The sequence below is a fragment of the Hydrogenophaga sp. genome (assembly GCF_026125825.1).
Classification (GTDB): Bacteria; Pseudomonadota; Gammaproteobacteria; order Burkholderiales; family Burkholderiaceae_C; genus Hydrogenophaga.
In genome coordinates, this window is the sequence record NZ_JAHCKK010000001.1 from 101,534 (window position 1) to 117,399 (window position 15,866).

General features: G+C 65.3%; 11 protein-coding genes. All 11 read left to right on the forward strand.

Annotated elements, in window-relative coordinates:
• Positions 1-25 precede the first annotated feature (25 nt).
• From KIT86_RS00470 to KIT86_RS00520, 11 genes are read left to right on the forward strand one after another with little or no spacing between them, the layout of a single operon-like run.
• Positions 26-1,234: an acetyl-CoA C-acetyltransferase gene (locus tag KIT86_RS00470; protein WP_056278449.1), complete on the forward strand. Its 1,209-nt coding sequence runs from the start codon at positions 26-28 to the stop codon at positions 1,232-1,234.
• A gap of 45 nt (positions 1,235-1,279) precedes the next feature.
• Positions 1,280-3,412, forward strand: coding sequence for a 3-hydroxyacyl-CoA dehydrogenase NAD-binding domain-containing protein (locus KIT86_RS00475; RefSeq protein WP_297393954.1), 2,133 nt, complete (start codon positions 1,280-1,282; stop codon positions 3,410-3,412).
• 51 nt (positions 3,413-3,463) lie between these two features.
• Positions 3,464-5,083, forward strand: coding sequence for an acyl-CoA carboxylase subunit beta (locus KIT86_RS00480; protein ID WP_056278454.1), 1,620 nt, complete (start codon positions 3,464-3,466; stop codon positions 5,081-5,083).
• Between the two features lie 8 nt (positions 5,084-5,091).
• Complete coding sequence (locus tag KIT86_RS00485; protein ID WP_297393956.1) at positions 5,092-7,053, forward strand: acetyl/propionyl/methylcrotonyl-CoA carboxylase subunit alpha; 1,962 nt, start codon at positions 5,092-5,094, stop codon at positions 7,051-7,053.
• Positions 7,054-7,108: 55 nt separating this feature from the next.
• Positions 7,109-8,284: an acyl-CoA dehydrogenase family protein gene (locus tag KIT86_RS00490; RefSeq protein WP_056278460.1), complete on the forward strand. Its 1,176-nt coding sequence runs from the start codon at positions 7,109-7,111 to the stop codon at positions 8,282-8,284.
• Between the two features lie 26 nt (positions 8,285-8,310).
• Positions 8,311-9,441: an acyl-CoA dehydrogenase family protein gene (locus tag KIT86_RS00495; protein ID WP_069047334.1), complete on the forward strand. Its 1,131-nt coding sequence runs from the start codon at positions 8,311-8,313 to the stop codon at positions 9,439-9,441.
• On the forward strand, positions 9,413-10,381 hold the full coding sequence (locus KIT86_RS00500; protein ID WP_069047335.1) for a MoxR family ATPase: 969 nt from the start codon (positions 9,413-9,415) through the stop codon (positions 10,379-10,381). The genes KIT86_RS00495 and KIT86_RS00500 overlap by 29 nt, the downstream gene beginning before the upstream one ends.
• Positions 10,365-11,819, forward strand: a complete 1,455-nt coding sequence (locus KIT86_RS00505) for a VWA domain-containing protein (RefSeq protein ID WP_297393959.1) — start codon at positions 10,365-10,367, stop codon at positions 11,817-11,819. The genes KIT86_RS00500 and KIT86_RS00505 overlap by 17 nt, the downstream gene beginning before the upstream one ends.
• 37 nt (positions 11,820-11,856) lie before the next feature.
• On the forward strand, positions 11,857-13,497 hold the full coding sequence (locus KIT86_RS00510; protein WP_056278472.1) for an MBL fold metallo-hydrolase: 1,641 nt from the start codon (positions 11,857-11,859) through the stop codon (positions 13,495-13,497).
• Positions 13,498-13,535: 38 nt separating this feature from the next.
• A complete protein-coding gene (locus tag KIT86_RS00515) occupies positions 13,536-14,027 on the forward strand; it encodes a PaaI family thioesterase (protein ID WP_082586013.1) in 492 nt (163 codons plus the stop codon).
• Positions 14,028-14,058: 31 nt separating this feature from the next.
• Positions 14,059-15,840, forward strand: coding sequence for an acyclic terpene utilization AtuA family protein (locus KIT86_RS00520; protein ID WP_297393962.1), 1,782 nt, complete (start codon positions 14,059-14,061; stop codon positions 15,838-15,840).
• Positions 15,841-15,866 lie beyond the last annotated feature (26 nt).

A 15,866-nucleotide genomic window follows, 5' to 3' on the forward strand; every position in this document is an offset into this window, starting at 1 on the left:
AGATTCAGAAAGAAGGAAACCCAACATGACCGAAGCATTCATTTTCGACGCCGTGCGCACGCCGCGCGGCAAGGGCCGCAGCTCGGGTGCGCTGCACGGCACCACGCCCATCAGTTTGGCCATTACCGCGCTGCAGGCACTACGCGACCGCAACACCCTGGACACCGCCTTCGTGGACGACATCATCCTCGGCTGCGTCGAACCCGCCGGTGAGCAAGGCGCCAACATCGCGCGCGTTGCGGCCATTGCCGCCGGGTACCACGAAAGCGCTGCCGGCGTGCAGGTCAATCGCTTTTGCGCCTCGGGCCTGGAGGCCTGCAACATGGCCGCCGCCAAGGTGATGTCGGGTCAGTCGCCACTGGTCATCGGCGGCGGCGTGGAGAGCATGAGCCGTGTGCCCATGGGCACCAGCGGCGGTGCCTGGGCGATTGACCCAGCGGTGGCGATTCCGACCTATTTCGTGCCGCAGGGCATTTCGGCCGATCTGATTGCCACGCTTTACGGCCACAGCCGCAGCGACGTCGACAGCTACGCGGTCGAAAGCCAGCGCCGCGCCGCACTCGCCTGGGCCGAGAGCCGCTTCGCCAATTCGATCGTTCCCGTGAAGGATGTGAACGGTTGCATCGTGCTTGAGCGCGACGAACACATGCGCGCCGAAACCACGCTGGAGTCGCTGGCCAAGCTGGAGCCTGCTTTCAAGGTGCAGGGCGAGAAATACGGCTTCGACGCGGTGGCCATTCAGCGTTATCCCGAGATCGAGCGCATGGTGCACGTGCACCATGCCGGCAACTCATCGGGCATTGTTGACGGCGCGGCTGCGGTGCTGGTCGGCAACGCCGAAGTCGGCAAACGGCTGGGCCTGAAAGCCCGTGCCCGCATCCGCTCGTTCGCCTCCATCGGCAGCGAGCCCACCATCATGCTGACCGGCCCCTCCTATTCGGCGGAAAAGGCGCTCAAGCTCGCTGGCATGAAGGCCAGCGACATCGACCTCTATGAACTGAACGAAGCCTTCGCCTCAGTCGTGCTGCGTTTCATGGAAGTGATGAAAGTCACGCACGACAAGATGAACGTCAACGGCGGGGCGATTGCGATGGGGCACCCCCTGGGCGCGACTGGCGCGATGATTCTGGGCACCCTGCTCGACGAACTCGAGCGGCGCAACCTGTCGACCGGCCTGGTCACGCTGTGCGTGGGCGCCGGCATGGGCACAGCCACCATCATCGAGCGCGTCTGAAGCCTCGGCACGACGTGAACCTCATCACAGACCTGGATCACCAACATGACGATTGACTACAAGCTTGATGCCGATGGCATCGCCACCATCACCTGGGCCATGCAGGACGTGCCCATGAACGTCCTCAACGAGCAATCCATTCCTGCCTTCTCCGACGCCGTGCGCAGGGCCGTCGCGGACGCTGCCGTCAAGGGCGTGATCGTCACCTCTTCCAAGCCCGAGTTCATCGCCGGTGCCGACCTCAACATGATGCTCGCCATCACGGACGTTGCCGAAATGATGGACTTCGTCACCCAGTTGCACGCCCTGATGCGCGGCATTGAGAAAAGCGGCAAGCCCTTCGTCGCGGCCCTCAACGGCACCACGCTGGGCGGCGGCTACGAGGTCGCGCTGGCCTGCCACCGACGCATCGCCGCCGACAACCCCAAGGCCCAGATCGGCCTGCCCGAGGTGGGCCTTGGCCTGCTGCCCGGCGGCGGCGGCACGCAGCGTCTGCCGCGCATGATCGGTGTGCGCAACGCGCTGCCCTTCCTGCTCGAAGGCAAAAAGCTCGCCCCGCAAAAAGCCCTGGATGCGGGTCTGGTCGATGAAGTCGTGCCGGCCGACCAACTGCTGGCCCGCGCCAGGCAGTGGCTGCTGACTGACGGTGCCGCTGCCGCTGTTCAGCCCTGGGACCGCAAGGGTTTCAAGCTGCCGGGCGGCGCCGTGCAAAGCCCCATGGGCTACGACACTTTGACCGCTGGCAACGCCATGCTGCGCGCCAAGACCTTTGGCAACTATCCCGCACCTGAGGCGATCTTGAACTGCGTCTACAACGGCTGCCAGATCGACATCGACACCGGCTGCAAGGTCGAGATGCGCGAGTTCGTCAAGCTGACGACCGGCAAAGAGGCCAAGAACATGATCCGCTCGCTGTTCTTTGGCATCCCCGCCGCCAGCAAGCTGGCCTCCCGGCCCAAGGGCGTGCCTCAGGCCAGCTACCGCAAGGTCGGCATTCTGGGGGCTGGCATGATGGGCGCGGGCATTGCCTTCGCCGCCGCCGAGGTCGGCATGGAAGTGGTGCTGCTCGACAGCAGCACCGACAGCGCGGCCAAGGGCAAGGCCTACAGCGAGAACCTGTGGAACAAGCGCGTGGCCGCCAAGCGCATGACCGAGGCCGAGTGCACTGCCAAGCTCACCCTGATCAAGCCGACCACCGACTTCGCCGACCTGACAGGCTGTGACATTGTGGTCGAAGCGGTGTTTGAAGACCGCGCCATCAAGGCCGACGTGACGCGCAAGGCCGAGGCGGTGATCGCCCCCGGCGCCCTCTTCGCCTCCAACACCAGCACCCTGCCCATCAGCGGGCTGGCCGAGGCGTCCGCACGTCCGGCCAACTTCATCGGCCTGCATTTTTTCTCGCCAGTCGACAAGATGCCGCTGGTGGAGATCATTCGCGGCCAGGCCACCAGTGACGAATGCCTGGCCCGTGCCATGGACTTCGTCAAGGCGATCCGCAAGACGCCCATCGTCGTCAATGACAGCCGCGGCTTCTACACCAGCCGGGTGTTCTCGACCTACGTCGGCGAAGGCCTGGCGCTGCTGGCCGAAGGCGTGAAGCCGGCGCTGATCGACAACGCCGGGCGCATGGCCGGCATGCCGGTGGGGCCGCTGGCGCTGGCCGACGAAGTCTCGCTCGAATTGATGGCGCGCATCCGGAAACAGACCGCCACCGACCTCGGCAAGGCCTACCAGCGCAGCGCCATCGACGACGTCTGCGACCGCATGGTGGACCAGCTGGGACGACTGGGTAAAAAAACCGGCAAAGGTTTCTACGACTACCCACAAGATGGCCAGAAACAACTGTGGGCAGGCCTGGCGCAGGCGTTCCCGCTGGCGGCCACGCAACCCACGGTCGAAGAGGTCAAGCAGCGCCTGATGTTCATCCAGTCCGTCGAAACAGCACGCTGCCTCGAAGAAAAAGTTCTGCTGGCACCAATCGATGCCGATGTCGGCGCGATCCTGGGCTGGGGCTTCCCAGCCTACCTGGGTGGCCCGATCGGCCAGATCCACAGCCAGGGGGTGTCCGCCTTTGTCAAAGTCTGCGAGAGCCTGGCAGAGCGGCACGGTGCGCGCTTCGCGCCGCCGCAGTTGCTGCGCCGCATGGCCGCCCAGGGTGAGCGTTTTTACGACCTGTAAGCAGGCCTGTGACCCCATTCGTTCACTGCGACCTTTCAGCGAGAACCGCCCATGCCCGCCATTCAAAGTCAAGTCGACCCGCAGTCAGAGAGCTTCCAGCGCGAGCGCGCACAGATGCTCGCGCTGATCGACAGTTTCCGCACGCTCGAAGACCGTGTGCGCAACACGTCGAACAGCCAAGAAGCCAAGTTCCGCGCCCGCAAACAGCTGCTGCCGCGTGAGCGCATCGCGCTGCTGCTCGACCGCGGCTCGTCGTGGCTGGAGTTTTCGACCCTGGCCGGCTTCAGGATGCACGACGACGACGGCGAGAAGAACGTGCTGGGGGGCGGGATCATCTGCGGCATCGGGGTGGTGTCGGGCATCCGTTGCGTGGTGATCGCATCCGACAGCGCGATCAAGGGCGGCACCATCACACCGATGGGCATGAAGAAGAGCCTTCGCGCCGAAGCCATCGCACTGGAGAACAAACTGCCAGTGGTGCGACTGGTCGAGTCCGGCGGCGCCAACCTGATGCATGTGGGCGAGGTGTTCATTGAAGGCGGCCGCGGCTTCGCCAACCAGGCGCGGCTATCGGCCAGGGGCATTCCACAGGTCTGCGTGATGCACGGCCACTCAACTGCCGGCGGCGCCTACCTTCCGGGCATGTCCGACTATGTGATCATGGTGCGCGGCCGTGCAAAGGCTTTCCTGGCCGGCCCACCCTTGCTAAAAGCCGCCACCGGCGAGATCGCCACCGACGAAGAGCTGGGCGGCGCCGAGATGCACTGTTCGATGTCGGGCGTGGCCGAGTACCTGGCCGAGGACGATGCGGACGGCATCCGCATCGCACGCGACATCTTGGCGCGGCTGCCGTGGAACGACCGCTTGCCGATGCGCGCGGTGAAGACCTGGAAAGAGCCGCGTTATCCGGTCGAGCAACTGGCGGGCGTGGTGCCGGTTGACTTTCGCCAGCCCTACGACATGCGCGAAGTGCTGGCGCGGGTGATCGACGACTCCGACTTCCTCGAATTCAAATCGTTGTACGGCTCCAGTACCGTGTGCGGCCATGGTGCCATCGAGGGATACCCTTGCGGCTTCATCGGCAACAACGGGCCCATTGATCCGCAAGGCGCCACCAAGGCGACCCAGTTCATCCAGTTGTGCTGCCAGTCGGGCACCCCGATCGTCTATCTGCAGAACACCACCGGCTTCATGGTCGGCAAGGATGTGGAGCAGGTCGGCATGATCAAGCATGGCGCCAAGATGATCCAGGCCGTGGCCAATGCCACCGTGCCGCAAATCACCGTGATGACAGGTGCCTCCTTCGGTGCCGGCAACTACGGCATGTGTGGCCGCGCCTACGATCCGCGCTTCGTGTTCGCCTGGCCCAACGCGCGGGTGGCTGTGATGGGCGGCGAGCAGGCCGCCACCGTGATGCGCATCGTCACCGAAGAAAAATTTGCCCGCACCGGCAAGGAGCCACCCGCCGAAACCATGGCCACCATGAAAAGCGAGATCCTGGCACGTTTTGACCTCGAATCGCATTCGCTGTTTGCCACCGCGCGCCTGTGGGACGACGGCATCATCGACCCGCGCGACACCCGCCGCGCGCTCGCCACCACCCTGGCGGTGTGTCGGGAAGCCGGGTTGCGGCCCTTGCTTTCGAACACCTTTGGCGTGGCACGGATGTGAGAACCCTGATGAACTTCACCAAAATCCTGATTGCCAACCGCGGCGAGATCGCCTGCCGGATCATCCGCACGGCCCAGGCGCTGGGCTACCGCACGGTGGCCGTTTACAGCGAAGCAGATGCCCAAGCTCTGCATGTTGCCCTGGCCGACGAGGCAGTGTGCATCGGCCCGGCGCCGGTACGGGAGAGCTACCTCAACGTTGCGGCGCTGCTGGCGGCGGCGCGCAGCACCGGTGCCGACGCGGTACACCCCGGCTACGGCTTCCTGTCCGAGAACGACGGCTTTGCGCAGGCTTGCCTGGACGCCGGGCTGGTGTTCATCGGCCCGGACCCGCAGGCCATCCTGAAAATGGGCAACAAGGCCGGCGCCAAACGCCTGATGCTGGCGGCGGGCGTGCCCTGCGTGCCGGGCTATCAGGGCACCGACCAGTCCGATGCCACGCTGCTCACGAAGGCTGCCGAGATCGGTTTCCCGATCATGGTCAAGGCGGCGGCGGGCGGTGGCGGGCGAGGCATGCGACTGGTCGAACACCCGCAAGACCTCGCGGTCGCCCTGGCCAGCGCCCGCTCGGAAGCAGGCAACGCCTTCGGCAGCGAAGAGCTCATCCTGGAGCGCGCGGTGATTGAGCCGCGCCATGTCGAAATCCAGGTCTTCGGCGACCAGCACGGCCACATCATCCACCTGGGCGAACGCGACTGCTCGATCCAGCGCCGGCACCAGAAGGTGTTCGAGGAAGCGCCCTCCCCGGCGGTCACGCCCCAGCTGCGCGAGCAAATGGGCGCGGCGGCGGTGGCGGCTGCGCGCACCGTGAACTACGTCGGCGCCGGCACGGTGGAGTTTCTGCTCGACAGCGAAGGGCGCTTCTACTTTCTGGAGATGAACACGCGGCTGCAGGTCGAACACCCGGTGACCGAGTGCATCACCGGGCTGGACCTGGTGGCCTGGCAGATCGCCGTGGCCCGTGGCGAGCACTTGCCGCTGACGCAGGAGCAAGTGCACTTGAACGGGCACGCCATCGAAGTGCGCCTGTACGCCGAAGATCCGTACAACGGCTTCCTGCCGCAAAGTGGCGATGTTGCGCTCTGGTGCCCGCCCACGGGCGAAGGCGTGCGCGTTGACCACGGCTTGGCATCAGGCCAGACCGTCAGCCCGCACTACGACCCCATGATCGCCAAAATCATTGTGCACGGCGCGACCCGCGACGAAGCCCGACGGCGCCTGATCGGTGCGCTGCAACGCACCCGCCTGCTCGGCCTGCCCCACAACCGTGCCTTCCTCGAAGCCGTGGCCAGCCACCCGGCCTTCGCCGCTGGCGAAACGACCACTGCCTTCATCGCCCAGCACTTCGGCGCTGCGGCGCTGGTGCGGCCCCAGCCCGACTCGCTGGCGCTGGCGCTGGCCGGCACGCTGTGGTTTGAAGCCAGCGCCACGCCGGTCGCAGCCGCGCCCTGGCGCTCCAGCGGACCGGCACGCTGGCCGATGCTGATCGGCGAGGGCGAACACCGCCATGCCGTGCACATCACGGTCACTGGCACCCACAGCTACACGCTCGAAGTGGGCGCGGCGCTGCACCACATTACCCTCAGCGGGCGCGAAGGCGAGTGCCTGCACCTGATCGCCGATGGCGTGCAGCAGCACGCGGCTGCGGTGTTTGCCGGCGGCGTGTTGCACTTGGAGCTGGGCGACCTGAGTGCCAGCTTTGAAGACCTGACCTATGACCCCCCGGCCGCGGCGGCAGGCAGTGCGGAGTCACGCGTGCTCGCACCCATGAATGGACGGGTGCTGGCCGTTGACGTCCAACATGGCGACACGGTCACCAAGGGGCAACGCCTGGCGGTGCTCGAAGCCATGAAGATGGAGCATCAACTGCTGGCCCGTCGCGATGGCGTGGTGGACCAGGTAGCTGTGCGCGCTGGCGACCAGGTTGCCACGCGCGCATTGTTGGTGTCACTGGTCGAGCAGCCTGATTGAGGCGCGCACCGCTCGGCACGCGCGACACACGCCACATCCACGGAGAGTAAAACGCATGCCTGCCGAAACCCTGCCTGCCAAGAGTCCCTTCTATACGCCCGAGCATCTGGCGTTCCGCGACGCGATGCGCCGCTTCGTCGCCAGAGAAATCAGTCCGCACGTGGATGCCTGGGACGAAGCCGAGTCCTTTCCTGTCGCGTTGTACCGCAAGGCGGCCGAAATCGGCCTGCTGGGCCTGGGTTTTCCTGAAGCCTTCGGCGGCAACGACGGCGACCTGTTCATGACCATCATCGCCGCGCAGGAACTGGCGCGTTGCGGTGCTGGTGGTGTCCTGGCGAGTCTGCTGTCGCACACCATCGGCTGCCCGCCCATCGTCAACGTGGGCAGCGAGGCGCTGAAGCAGCGCGTCTTGCCGCCGGTGCTGCGGGGCGAGAAGATCAGCGCACTCGGCATCACCGAACCCTCCGGCGGCTCGGACGTGGCCAACCTCAAGACCACGGCGCGCAGGGATGGTGATCACTATGTCGTCAACGGCTCGAAAACGTTCATCACCTCCGGCATGCGCGCCGACTTCTACACCGTGGCGGTGCGCACTGGCGGGCCGGGGCCAGGCGGCGTGTCGCTGCTGCTGATCGAGAAAGGCACGCCCGGCTTTACGCAAACGCCTTTGAGAAAAATGGGCTGGTGGTGCTCCGACACCGCCGCCCTGTATTTCGACCATTGCCGCGTGCCAGTGGAGAACCTGGTGGGGGTGGAAAACCAGGGCTTCAAGGCCATCATGAAGAATTTCAACCGCGAGCGCATCTTTCTCGCCGCCGGCGCCAACGGCTTTGCCCGCGTCTGCCTGGACGAGGCGCTGGCCTGGTCGCGTGAGCGCGAGATGTTCGGCGGCCGCCTGATCGACCAGCAGGTCACCCGCCACAAACTCGCCGACATGGCCATGCGCGTCGAGGCGACCCAGGCCATGCTGGAATTGCTCGCCTGGCGCGTCGAACAGGGCGATACGCCGGTGGGCGAAATCTGCCTGCTGAAGAACCAGGCCACCCAGACCATGGCCTATTGCGCCAGCGAGGCGGTGCAACTGCACGGCGGCGCCGGTTTCATGCGCGGCGTCAAGGTGGAGCGCATTTACCGCGAAGTCAAGGTCAACGCCATCGGTGGCGGCGCCGAAGAGGTGATGCGCGACCTGGCGGCGCGCCAGCTCGGGTTTTACGCCGGAAGCCCTGGATGAAGTCCGCCGCCTCACCCACACAGCACATGCCGCCTTCGGCGCTGCCCGAGGCCATGCGCCTGGCCTTGTCGGGCGCGCCAGCGCCTGACTGCGCGCACGGCTTCCCCCGTGCCTGGTGGCGTCATCTCGGCGCCAGCGGCCTGCTCGGTGTGGGCTTCGACAGCGACGGCGGGGCGCCCGTCACGGACGCCGTGCAGGTCAGCGCTGTGGCCGGCATCGTCGCCCGGGAATCCGCCAGCCTGGGTCTGGGCATGGCGTGGATGATGCAGCAGATGCTGGGACGCTTCGTGCTGGCGCCGAATCTGCGCAGCGACCGGCATCGTGCGCTGCTGCGATCCATGGCGCTTGGCGACACATTACTGGCACTCGCGATCTCCGAGCCCGGCACCGGCGCACACCCCAAACACCTGAGCTGCCGGGCGATTCAGGACGGCAGCGACTGGCTCCTTGACGGCCACAAGGCCTTTGTCAGCAACGGCCCGGCAGCCGATGCCGTCATCGTGCTGGCCGTGAGCGGCGAACACGAGGGGCGCAGGCGCTTCGATGCTTTCGTCGTTGAGGTCAACACACCGGGCCTGACCCGCCAACTGGACGACAAAGTGCGCGGACTGGCGCCGCTCGGCCATTGCGGCATGCAACTTGTCGGCTGCCGGGTGCCGGAAAGCCAGCGCCTTGGCGAGCCTGGACAGGCTTTCGACACCATCGCTCGGCCGCTGCGCGCGATCGAAGACGCCCTGCTGCTGGGCCCCATGCTCGGCGCCATGCAAGCCGAGCTGGATACATTGGCGCGCTGGTTCCAAAGCTCCGCCCGGACCCCTGCATTGACCCGGGACCTGGGTGGCTTGCAACTCGAACTCGATGCCCTCTCGCCCGTTGCACGTCATGCCGCCCAGCACCTGGACCAGCACGGACCCAACGAGGCGTTGGCGGCATTCAATCTGGGCGCGCGCCGCCTGCTTGATCGCTGGCAAGGCACCTGTGAATCCTTTGCCGCGGCCCTGGACGACCGTGAACCGACCCTGCTCAACCTGGCGCGCGATCTGCGCCTGGTGCAGGGCATAGCCCGCGGCATCGCCGAATCCCGACAACTTCAAACCGGCGAAAAAATGCTGCTCTCCAAGGAACCCCGTGAAAACACTACACCAACCCCACTTTGACTCCATCGATGGCCTGGCGCAGCGGCTGGCTGCGGTCGACTACATTGCCAGCCGCGAAATCGCCACCTCGGTCTATCTGGGCTTCAATCTGGAAAAGCCGATCCTTGTCGAAGGCCCGGCCGGCGTCGGCAAGACCGAACTGGCCAAGGGCATGGCCGAGATTCTCGACGTGCCCCTGATCCGCATGCAGTGTTACGAAGGCCTGGACGAATCCAAGGCCTTGTACGAGTGGAAATACGGCAAGCAATTGCTCTATACGCAACTCCTCAAGGACAAACTGGGGGAGATGATGCAAGGCGCGGTGGGACTCGCGGCTTCCATCGAGCGGCTGCATGCGCACGACGATCTGTTCTTTTCCGAGCACTTTCTTGAGCCGCGCCCGCTCTATCAGGCCTTGCACCAGGAGCGCGGCTGCGTGCTGTTGGTGGACGAGGTTGACAAGTCCGACCCCGAGTTCGAGGCTTTCCTGCTCGAAGTGCTGTCCGACTTTCAGGTCTCGGTGCCCGAACTCGGCACCATCAAGGCCAAGGTAAAGCCCATCGTTTTTCTCACCAGCAACAACACGCGCGAGATGAGCGACGCGCTCAAGCGCCGCTGCCTGCACTTGCACATTCCATTCCCCGAGGCGAAGCTGGAGCGGCGCATTCTGGAGCGCCGCGTGCCAGGCCTGTCGGAAACACTGAACCGCGAACTGGTCGCTTTCATTCAGGCGGTGCGGCAGATGGACCTGAAAAAGCAGCCCTCGGTCAGCGAGACCATCGACTGGGCCAAAACGCTGCTGCTGCTGCACGCCGAACACTTGAGCCTGGACATGGTGAAGGGCACGCTCAGTGTCTTCCTCAAGTTCGAGCAGGACATCGCCTCGGCCAGCGAGCAACTGCCGGCCCTGCTGCAACAAGCGCGCAAGGATGCGGAGATTCCCCGTGCAAGCCACGCTTGAGGATTTCTTCAAGGCGCTGCGCGGCAGCGACCTCGAGATCAGCCTCAACGCCCAGGTCGATGCGGCGCGCGCCGTGGCGCTGGTCGGCTGGAGCGACTGCACCCTCCTGAAAAGCGCACTGGGCACGACACTGGCGAAAACCACCCCGGATCGCGCCCTGTACGACGAGGCCTTTGACCGCTTCTTCCGTTTCAATTCCTTCGAAAACATGGCCGCGCAAGGCAGTCCGGCCAAGCCCTCCTTCAGGCCCGACACCGACCCCAACGCCAACCCCGCTTCAGACGCCATGGCCGCGCAAGACCTGCCGGACCCAGCCCAAAACAAACAGACCGCAACCGGTTCCGGTGGGCCGGGCGGCTGTCAGGGCAGCGGTGGCCAGGCCTTGTCGCAGTTGTTGCTGTCGGGTGACTCTGCGGCACTGGCAAAGCGCATGCAGGAAGCCGCGCGCGAGGTGGGCCTGACCGACATCTGGTTTTTCACCCAAAAGGGCTACTACACCCAAAAGATCCAGCAGGCCATGGGGCTGGAGCTGCTGGACCGCGAAATCTCTGACGCCAAACGCCAGACGCTGGCGCCCGAGCGTGCCAAAGACCTCGAACGGATGCGCAAGAAATTGTTCGAGGAGGTGCGCAATTTTGTCGAACGCAAACTCGCGCTCTACGGCACGGCACCGACGCGCCAGTTGCACGACGACTTCCTGCAATCGCAAAAGCTCTCCAACATCGAAAAGCGTGATTTCGCGCGCATGCACGTCATCGTCAGCAAAATCGCCAAGCGACTGGCCGATCGCCACTCGCGGCGCAAGAAGAAGCGGGTGCGCGGCCAGCTCGACTTTCGCAAGACCCTGCGCAAAAACGCTGCCTACGATGGCGTAATGTTCGAGACCTTCTGGCGCTCCAAAGTGGTGGACCGGCCACGCGTGGTGGCGATCTGCGACGTCAGCGGCTCGGTGCGCCAGTACGCGCGTTTTTTGTTGCTGTTCCTGCACAGTCTGGGTGAGCAGGTGAGCGACCTGCGCAGCTTCGCTTTCACCAACCACCTGGTCGAGGTGAGCGACACCTTTGAGTCGCTGCCGGTCGAACAGGCGGTCGACAAAGTGATGCAGGCGGTGGGCGGCAGTGGCACCGACTATGGGCAGACGCTGCTCGACATCGAGGCGCAGTTGCTCGAGGACATCGATCGCCGCACCACCGTGCTGATTCTCGGCGACGCGCGCAACAACCGCGGTCAAGCCCAGGCTCAAGTCATGCAACTGCTCTACCAGCGCGCGCGCCGGGTCATCTGGCTCAACCCCGAGCCGGTGTCGTTCTGGGGCCTGGGCGATTCGGAGATGAAGCGCTACGCCCCTTATTGCCACATCGCGCGCGAATGCAATTCCCTCGCACACCTGGAAAGCACGCTCGACGCCTTGCTGCGCACCCACTCTGCCAGCGCCTGAAGCCCAAACCCACATCCTCGCTCAACAGACACTGCCCATGGTCCGCCCCACATTGCAGCTCCACCCCCACAGAGAGCCGGTCACCGCGCACCCGGCCGCCACCCTGCTGCTGCTGCGTGATGGTGCGCTTGGCGTCGAAGTGTTGATGACCCGGCGCTCGCCAAAAGCCAGCTTCTTGCCTGGCGCCTATGTTTTCCCCGGCGGGCGAGTGGACGCTGACGACCACCAGGCGCATACACTGGCACGCGCCCCCAACGCGGGCGGACGCTACCGCACGGCAGCACTGGCTGCACTGAGGGAAACCTTCGAGGAATTGGGCATCCTGCTGGCGGTGCAGGCCGATGACAAGCCCATCACCCGCACCCACCTTCAAGCGCTGGACCGCAGTGAAGCGCTGTACCCGCAACTGCAAAGCCAGGGCTGGTCACTAACGCTCGATCGGGCGCGCATGCTGGCCTGCTGGACCACCGATCGCAGCGTGCCCAAGCGTTTCAACACCGCCTTCTTCGTTGCGCTGATGCCCGACCAGCAGGAGCCGGTGGCCGACGAAATGGAACAGTTCGAGCCCGTCTGGGTCAGGCCCGAGGATGCGCTGACGAAACACCAAGCCGGCAACTTTTTCATGATCTTTCCAACCATCCGCACCCTGCACTGGTTGGCGGATTTCGAGCAAGCCGAGCAGGCCCTGGCGGCCTGTACCGAAGACGTGCCACTGTGGAACTCCTGCCCTCGGGGTGGTCTGGTCAGCGGTCAACTTCAGCGTTTCATGGAGCATGAAGCGCCGTACGGCGAACTCGCGCTGGTCTGCCCGGACGGCCAGCTCGAGCACCCGCTGGACTGGCAACACGAGCGGCCGGTGCCCTTGTTGCGGCACCTGCATCGTCTCACCGCCCCCAACGCCAGCATCATGACCGGCCCCGGCACCAACAGCTACATCCTTGGAGACGCGTCCAGCGGCTACATCGTCATTGATCCGGGCCCCTTGCTGAACGACCATATCGAGCGCCTGCTCGCTTTCACGGCAGGCCAGATCACGGCCATCGTCTGCACCCACTCGCACCCGGACCACTCCCCCGCCGCGCAGCCGCTGGCCCAGGCCTGCGCCCGCCTGGCAGGCCATACTCCGCCGGTGCTGGGCCTGGCTTGCGCCGCCACTGCCCGCTCCACGGCTGTCTTCGCCCCCGACCGAGCTCTGGCCGACGGCGAGCGCCTGATGCTGCACGATGGCGAGCACAAAAGCACCCTGCGCGTGGTCCATACACCAGGGTACGCAGCCAACCACCTCTGCCTCATCCTCGAAGAAGACGGTCTGCTGTTTTCGGGCGACCACATCCTCAGCGGAAGTACCACCATCATCGACCCGCCCGATGGCGACATGAGCGCCTATCTCGATTCGCTGGACCGCCTGGCGCAGATCTGCGAGAAGGACGGTATCGAGTTCATCCTGCCGGCGCACGGTCACGTCATTGGCTGGGCGGCGCAGTCCATTGCGCAGCTAAAGGCGCACCGCCTGCGGCGCGAGGCCAGGGTGCTAGCGGCCATGCGCGCCGTCCCGCAAGGCGGCTTGGACGACTGGCTAACTCTGGCCTATGACGACACCCCCGCAGCGCTCTGGCCACTGGCGCGCCGTTCGTTGGCGGCCCATGTGCAACGCATCGAGCAACTCGCGATGCTTTGAACCCCATACGCTTTTTAGACAACCCACAGGAGCTCAATATGAATACCAACGCCCCCAACCTTGACCGCATCGCAGCTTGCAAGCAAGGCTGGAACGATAGCCCTTTTCTGAAGGCGCAAGGGCTTGAAGTTGAAGAAACAGCTGTAGGCCGAGCTGTTGTACGACTTCCTAAGGCCCTTCCCACCCAACGCGGCGGCGGCGGTTCGGACACCGTGCTCAATGGCGGCGTCATCTCCTATATGTTCGACGGTGCGCTTGGCTGGGCCATCATCTCCTCGCTGCTGGCCATGCCCGAGGCGTCCGACATTGATCCCTTCGAGCTTCGCCAGTTCACGATCAACCTCGACATCACCTTCCTCAATGCCGCCGTGGGCGATAGCTTCGAAGCACGCGGCAAGGTGGTGCGCATCAGCCGCACGACGGCATTTGCCGAAGGGGAGTTCCTGGATGCCAATGGCACAGTTTGCGCCACCGCCAAGGGTATCTGGCGCGTGTTCTGGCCGCGCAGTATTGCATCCACCCCGCGCTGACCCCGCTCCCCCGAATAACCCGGAGACATCCATGAAAAAAATAACCCTTCGTATTGGCAGCGCCTCGGGCTTCTGGGGCGACTCCGAGTTCGCCGCCGCCCAACTGGTGCAGCGCGGCAACATCGACGTCCTGGTGTTCGACTACTTGGCCGAAATCACCATGTCGCTGCTCAGCCGCGCCAAGGCCAAAGACCCGGCACAGGGCTATGCACCGGATTTCGTGACCACCCTCCAGCCCCTGATGAAGGAACTGAAGTCGCGCGGCATCAAGGTCATTGCCAACGCGGGCGGTGTCAACCCGTCTGCCTGTCGCGCTGCGCTGGTGGCTGCAGCCCAGGCCGAAGGTGTCGATCTGAACATCGCCGCCGTGCTGGGCGACGACCTGATGCCCCAGGTTGAGGCCCTGCGCTCGGCCAACATCCAAGAGATGTTCGCGGGCAGCCCCTTTCCACAAAAAGTCATGAGCGCCAACGCCTATCTGGGCGCCTTCCCGATCGCCGCGGCGCTCGATGCCGGCGCCGACGTCGTGGTCACTGGCCGCTGCGTCGACAGCGCGGTCACACTGGCGCCGCTTATCCATGCCTTTGGCTGGACCGCCGCCGACCACGATCTGCTCGCGCAGGGCAGCCTGGCTGGTCACCTGATCGAGTGCGGCACGCAGGCCACCGGCGGCAACTACACTGACTGGGATTCGGTGCCGGGCTGGGACGACATGGGCTTTCCCATCGCCGAGTGCCGCGCCGACGGCAGCTTCGTCATCACCAAGCCCGAAGGCACTGGCGGGCTGGTCTGCCACTCCACGGTGGGCGAGCAGATGCTCTATGAAATCGGCGACCCGCGCGCCTACATCCTGCCCGATGTGGTGTGCGACTTCACCAGCGTCACGCTGACGCAGATCGGCCCCGACCGCGTCGAGGTCAAGGGCGCGCGCGGCCTCCCGCCGACCGATCAGGCCAAAGTCAGCGTCACCTACGCCGACGGCTTTCGGGCCATGAGCTTGTTCATGATCGGCGGCATCAACGCCGGCGCCAAGGGGCAGCGCGTCGGCGCCGCAATGCTGGCGCGCATGCGGCGACACTATGCACAGCTCGGTTGGCCCGACTTCACCGAAACTTGTGTCGAGGCCATCGGCGCTGAAGACACCTACGGCCCCCACGCTCGGCCCGATGCGCGCGAAGTGATGCTCAAGGTCGGCGTGCGCCACCCGGTCAAGGACGCACTCGAACTGTTTTCGCGCGAAGTGGCGCCGATGGCCCTGATGTCGGCCCCGGCCATCACGGGCTTCACCGGTGGTCGACCCAAGGTGCAACCGGTGGTTCGGCTGTTTTCCTGCCTGATCCCCAAGACCCAGCTGGCCGCGAGCATCGACATGGGCGACAAGACCGTGGCGGCACCGCCATGGCACGGCCAGGCGTTTGATCCGGCGACCCTGCCCCAGGTCGGCGGCCCGCTGCCTGCCGCCGACGCCTATGCGCGCGGCACGCGCATAGTGCCGCTGGTGAAGCTGGCCTGGGGCCGCAGCGGCGACAAGGGCGACGCCGCCAACATCGGCGTCCTGGCGCGTCAACCCGGCTACCTGCCTTTCATCCGCGCCGCCCTGACCGAGCAGGCCGTGGCGGCCTGGTTCGCCCACCTCGTCAAGGGCAGCGTGCAGCGCTTTGACCTGCCCGGCACGCACGCGCTGAACTTTCTGATGCACGAAGCCCTGGGCGGCGGCGGCATCGCTTCGGTTCGCATGGACTCGCAGGGCAAAGCCTTTGCGCAGATGCTGCTCGATTTTCCAGTCCCGATCCCAGCCGACTTGGCACTTTGACAACTTTCGCCCCTGCCCCCAATCCA

Bases quoted from the DNA above. Each gene is read 5' to 3' on its own strand.
- KIT86_RS00470 (WP_056278449.1), top strand. From the start codon at position 26: ATGACCGAAGCATTCATTTTCGACGCCGTGCGCACGCCGCGCGGCAAG.
- KIT86_RS00475 (WP_297393954.1), top strand. From the start codon at position 1,280: ATGACGATTGACTACAAGCTTGATGCCGATGGCATCGCCACCATCACC.
- KIT86_RS00480 (WP_056278454.1), top strand. From the start codon at position 3,464: ATGCCCGCCATTCAAAGTCAAGTCGACCCGCAGTCAGAGAGCTTCCAG.
- KIT86_RS00485 (WP_297393956.1), top strand. From the start codon at position 5,092: ATGAACTTCACCAAAATCCTGATTGCCAACCGCGGCGAGATCGCCTGC.
- KIT86_RS00490 (WP_056278460.1), top strand. From the start codon at position 7,109: ATGCCTGCCGAAACCCTGCCTGCCAAGAGTCCCTTCTATACGCCCGAG.
- KIT86_RS00495 (WP_069047334.1), top strand. From the start codon at position 8,311: ATGCCGCCTTCGGCGCTGCCCGAGGCCATGCGCCTGGCCTTGTCGGGC.
- KIT86_RS00510 (WP_056278472.1), top strand. From the start codon at position 11,857: ATGGTCCGCCCCACATTGCAGCTCCACCCCCACAGAGAGCCGGTCACC.
- KIT86_RS00515 (WP_082586013.1), top strand. From the start codon at position 13,536: ATGAATACCAACGCCCCCAACCTTGACCGCATCGCAGCTTGCAAGCAA.
- KIT86_RS00520 (WP_297393962.1), top strand. From the start codon at position 14,059: ATGAAAAAAATAACCCTTCGTATTGGCAGCGCCTCGGGCTTCTGGGGC.